At 40.9% G+C, this 4926-nt stretch carries 4 protein-coding genes and 3 pseudogenes; 2 read left to right on the top strand and 5 right to left on the bottom strand.

Annotation, left to right across the window (positions count from 1 at the left end):
• Nucleotides 1-550: 550 nt before the first annotated feature.
• The 5 genes and pseudogenes from DYY66_RS16280 to DYY66_RS07210 all read right to left on the bottom strand — a co-directional run.
• On the bottom strand, nt 551-818 hold a 268-nt coding region (locus tag DYY66_RS16280), incomplete at its 3' end, for a fibronectin type III domain-containing protein (protein ID WP_394352606.1).
• Nucleotides 819-911: 93 nt separating this feature from the next.
• Nucleotides 912-1807: fibronectin type III domain-containing protein (locus DYY66_RS16275; RefSeq protein WP_394352605.1), on the bottom strand; the 896-nt coding region annotated here is incomplete at its 3' end.
• 335 nt (nt 1808-2142) lie between these two features.
• Nucleotides 2143-2752, bottom strand: a pseudogene (locus tag DYY66_RS13110) (sulfite exporter TauE/SafE family protein); the annotation flags it as partial.
• A gap of 1 nt (nt 2753) precedes the next feature.
• The coding region (locus tag DYY66_RS14560; RefSeq protein WP_394352604.1) for a sulfite exporter TauE/SafE family protein at nt 2754-3108 on the bottom strand (355 nt) is incomplete at its 3' end.
• Nucleotides 3109-3681: 573 nt separating this feature from the next.
• Entirely contained in the window at nt 3682-4329 is a 648-nt protein-coding gene (locus DYY66_RS07210) for a hypothetical protein (RefSeq protein WP_166287525.1), read from the bottom strand.
• 82 nt (nt 4330-4411) lie between these two features.
• Between DYY66_RS07210 and DYY66_RS14555 the strand changes: the two are divergent.
• Nucleotides 4412-4575, top strand: a pseudogene (locus DYY66_RS14555) (homoserine dehydrogenase); the annotation flags it as partial.
• 1 nt (nt 4576) lies between these two features.
• Nucleotides 4577-4926 (top strand): annotated as a pseudogene (locus tag DYY66_RS16270) (homoserine dehydrogenase); the annotation flags it as partial.

Raw genomic sequence — 4926 nt, 5'->3', positions numbered from 1 at the left:
AGCAGCTGAATTATAGTTTGCAATGCTTGTTGGCAATGGACTTGACTGGTTTACTCCAGAAAATGAATATGCACCAACTATTGCAGAGGTTGTACCCTTCATTGTAACTACGATTGCTCCAGTACCAGTTGGGTTTACCAGATACCAGAATTCTGCGTCATTGTTATGAAATGATGATATTTTTTTTGTCAGCGATACGCCACCAAAAGTAATTNTTACCAGATACCAAAACTCGGCGTCATTGTTATGAAATGAGGACACTTTTTTTGTCAGTGATACGCCTCCAAAAGTAATCGAACCCACATTGCTATTGTCTGCACTTACACCTACAACAAGCAATCGGTTGTTTCCAGTTCCAACATTAAAGTCTGCAAGCATAATCGGATTTGAGGGAGACGTGGAACCTGATGTTGACTGGACATTGTCTAGTGTGATGCCATTTGTTGTAACAGTACCAGTTGTTGCAGAAGATATGTTTGATGGCGAACTGGTCCCAGCTGAATTGATTGCAGAAACACGATAAGTGTATGCAGTACTTGGAGAGAGTCTNGCGAACTGGTCCCAGCTGAATTGATTGCAGAAACACGATAGGTGTAACTAGTACTTGGAGAGAGTCTAGTATCATTGTATGCGGTAGTAGTGGAGCCTGTGTTTGATGTAACAGTAGACCAAGTATTGCCATTGTTTGTAGATCTATCAATATCGTATCCTGTTATTGCAGAGCCGCCGTTGCTTGATGGTGCAGCCCAGGACAGGTCGATTTGCGATGATGATACAACTGTTGTAGTCAGTCCGGTAGGTGGTGATGGTGCAGTTATGTTGCTAGGTGTAGTAGCAGAGGATGTATTTGATGGAGCACTGGTACCTTCAGAATTGATTGCAGAAACTCGGTATACATAAGAGGTATTTTNCTAGGTGTAGTAGCAGAGGATGTATTTGATGGAGCACTGGCACCTGCAGAATTGATTGCAGATACTCGATATACATAAGAGGTATTTTGAGTCAACCCCGTATCATAATATTTTGTAGATGTACTGCCAGTGTTTGCAACTAGAGACGACCACGTAGAACCCGAGTCAGTGGAACGTTCAATCTTGTATCCCGTAATTGTAGCGCCACCGTTGTTTGCAGGTGCAGTCCAGGACAGGTGGATCTGTGATGAAGATACGGTAGTAGCTGCAAGTCCTGTTGGTGGTGAAGTTACAGTGCTAGTTGTTGCAGATGCGGTATTTGAGTGTGGACTTGGACCAACTGAATTTTTTGCAAATACTGTATAGTTGTATGTTGTTGATGTACTCAATCCAGTATCTGCAAATGCTGTTGCGTTAGGAGTTGAAAAGAATGTAGTGTTAGTAGAATTTGAAAAGCCTCCAAAGGAGAGGCTGCCTCTTGATCGTTCCACTTCATATCCTGTTACTGCGGAACCGCCGTTATTTGATGGAGCAGTCCAGGACAGGTCGATTTGTGATGATGGTGTCGTTACTGCAGAAAGATTTTGTGGTGCAGATGGAGCAGTAGAAGATTGAGTTGTAGGAGATATCCAATTTACAGTGTATGAAAAGCTACTCCCAACCCAATATGATACAACTTGAGTTTGATTTACTTGAGGATTGAAGTCTTGCGGATAGCTACCATATCCACTAATTGTATAATTTTGATTAGAATTGTATCCATCACCACATTCACTTTCGGTATATCCAACCTCGTTGGTTGCAAATAAAACCTGCCCTGGAAGTGAATTACCTTGATTACTTTGGTTTGCAGTCTTGAAAGTATATGTCAAATAATACGACTGGTCATTGAGCATCTGAAATGATACATTATCTTTTAGTGGATGATAAGTCTGGTTTCCAGCTATTATTGTAGCGTTAGTAATTGTTCCATAATATTGATTTTGGCAAGATGTCTGACCCATCGCAAATGCATCATGTGAAATCGCACCAAGTGATACTACAAATATCGAAGCAAAGACAAGCGTAAGAAAATGTTTTCCATGATTACATGTGGACGTACATGCCACGAATTATCAATCATATTCAAGTTGCATTACATATCTCAGTATACTAGAAATATTCTGTAAGATAGATACATAATGAATTTCATTACTAGTACAGAATTCTAGTTTTTAGCACAAATTTTGAATCAGGTATGACTTGTCAGTGCATCAGTGACAAGCTTGATTGCAGTGATTCCAAGTACGATAACAACAAAGAGTCGCAGTTTTCCCTCATTTACTCTGGTAGACAATCTGCTTCCAACCATTCCACCCACAAATGAGCCAATTGAGAGCATTCCTGCCTCGTAATAGTTTGGATGTCCAAGAAGTGAGTGCACTATCATACCAGAAGCAGCTGCAAACATCAGTATGAACTGCGATGTGGGTGCTGCAAGCTTCATGGACAGGCCAATTGCAACAACCATCAATGGTACAAATACAGTGCCACCTCCAATTCCAAAAAAGCTGGATATTATCCCAGCAAAGAAACTTGCACCAACTGCAAGAACCATGATTTGTTTTGATAGGTTGTACTCGCGTGCCTCCATTTTTCTTCGCATGTAAATGTAAACCCCTGATGCTATCAATACAGCCCCGAACAACAACTTGAACAAAGGTGGCGATACTGCATCTGAAATGTATGCGCCAATGACTGTTCCAGGTATTGAAATCAGTGCGAGTTTTATTCCAAGTGAGTATACAATTCTTTTTTGTCTTGCATAAGATACCGTTGATGCAACAGAATTACTAAATGCTNTTCTTCGCATGTAAATGTAAACCCCTGATGAGACCAATACGGCTCCGAACAACAATTTGAACAAAGGTGGAGATACTGCATCAGATACGTATGCGCCAATTATTGTCCCAGGTATTGATATGAGCGCAAGTTTTATTCCAAGAGAGTATACGATTCTTTTTTGTCTTGCATATGATACAGTTGATGCAACAGAATTACTAAATGCCGCAAAGAGGCTGTCGCTTGCAGCTAGAGTCGGAGAATATCCAAAAAAAGTCAAGACAGGTACCACTACGAATCCACCGCCAAGGCCTATCATGGATCCTATTACTCCAGCTACAAAACCAAGGGGCAAGAGCCACAGATACTCAAACAATGATACCACCAAAATCTATTTTCTACAGATTAAAGAGTCACGTCAACCTTCGTAAACCAAGACGCGTCAATTACTTGGCTACAAGAAGCTTCCAGAGATATCCAGTAGTGGTCGTAGAAAGCTCAATCTCAAAGTGCTTGTTTCCAAGAGGTATGGTATGTGTAGTGCTGTCCGGTTTTTTTCCATTTATGTGAAAGTCTCGTAATGCATCCATCATGTCAGACAAAGTCTGATATCCACCAGGATGTTCCTTGTCCCAACATGAACATATTGTACTGTTTAGTACTACTCCAAAGACCGTCTTAATGTCACCATAGTTGCTCATATACGGGTTTGACTGGAGTGCGACAACAACTAGACCAGGAACATCTGGAGTACCCACCATTGTAATATCTCCAAGTGTTCCTTGGTTGTTTTTGAGTACAGTAGAGGTACAGTATGTGACAAGTGCCTGTTTCTTAGGATCAGTGATAAAGTTACAATATTGTGCTACATCAGCTGTACTACTCAATCTGATTGGTTTTGTCATGTTGATATGATATGATGCAAGATCAGTTTTTAGATCAGAANCAATTACTTGGCTACAAGAAGCTTCCAGAGATATCCACTATCATTTGTGGTGAGCTCAACTCGAAACTGTTTATTTCCAAGAGGCAGTGTACGTGTACTGGTAGTAGGATCTTTTGTTTGAAGATGAGTGTCGCGTAGTTTATCGACTAGTGCAGATAGAGTAGGAAATCCATCTGGGTCTTCCTTGTCCCAACACGAGCAGATTGTACTGTTCAGTACAACTCCAAAGACTGTCTTGATGTCACCATAGTTACTCATCAATGGATTTGACTGGAGAGCAACAACAACAAGACCGGGCACATCAGGAGTACCCACCATTGTAATATCACCAAGTGTACCTTGACTGTTTTTGAGCACAGTAGAGGTACAGTATGTGACAAGTGCCTGCTTTTTTGGATCAACTATAAAGTTACAATATTGTGCTACATCAGCTGTACTACTTAGTCTAATTGGTTTTGTCATGTTGATGTGGTATGATGCAAGACGGGTTTTTAGATCAGTGTTTTCTTCATCGTATGTAAAATCAAGAAATGCAACTTGGCCCGATGTGCTACCGTTTCCCATCATCGGAAGAAACTCAATAACTGCAACGGCAACTGCTGCAATAGCTATTCCAGCGATTATACCATAAAGATACTTTTTTGGGACCACGTGATAATTTTTTGTGCTGTATTAATAAAGCAATCTTCGAATTCGTCAATCTTAATTAATACCAAAATGTGTCTGGTCAATATTGCGAATCATACTATCAGGCTTTGGAGTTGTAGGCCAGAGCTTTGCAAAACTTTTACTTTCTAGATCAGAGGACCTGTACGCAAAACATGGACTAAAGCCAAGAATAGTTGGAGTCTTTGATTCAAAGGGTTCTGCCGCGTCATCAGCTGGACTTGATTTGAANAGGACCTGTACGCAAAACATGGACTAAAACCAAGAATAGTGGGGGTCTTTGATTCAAAGGGCTCTGCTGCGTCATCAGCAGGACTTGACTTGAACAGGTTGCTTGAGGTGAAAAAAAAATATGGTAACATACGAAAATACCACAACAAGGAAAAGGACGCAAACGGACTAGACATGATAAACGGCATGGATGCAGAAGTTTTGATAGAGACTACACCTAGCAACTACAAGGACGCAGAGCCTGGCATGTCGCACATTGTCAGTGCAATGAAAAAAGGATTACATGTAATTACAGTAAACAAGGGACCGCTTGCACTTGCGTTTCCATCATTGATAGAGCTTGCAACATAC

Source organism: Candidatus Nitrosotalea sp. FS, assembly GCF_011319475.1.
Lineage (GTDB): Archaea > Thermoproteota > Nitrososphaeria > Nitrososphaerales > Nitrosopumilaceae > Nitrosotalea.
This window is presented reverse-complemented; position numbering and strand designations above follow the sequence as displayed.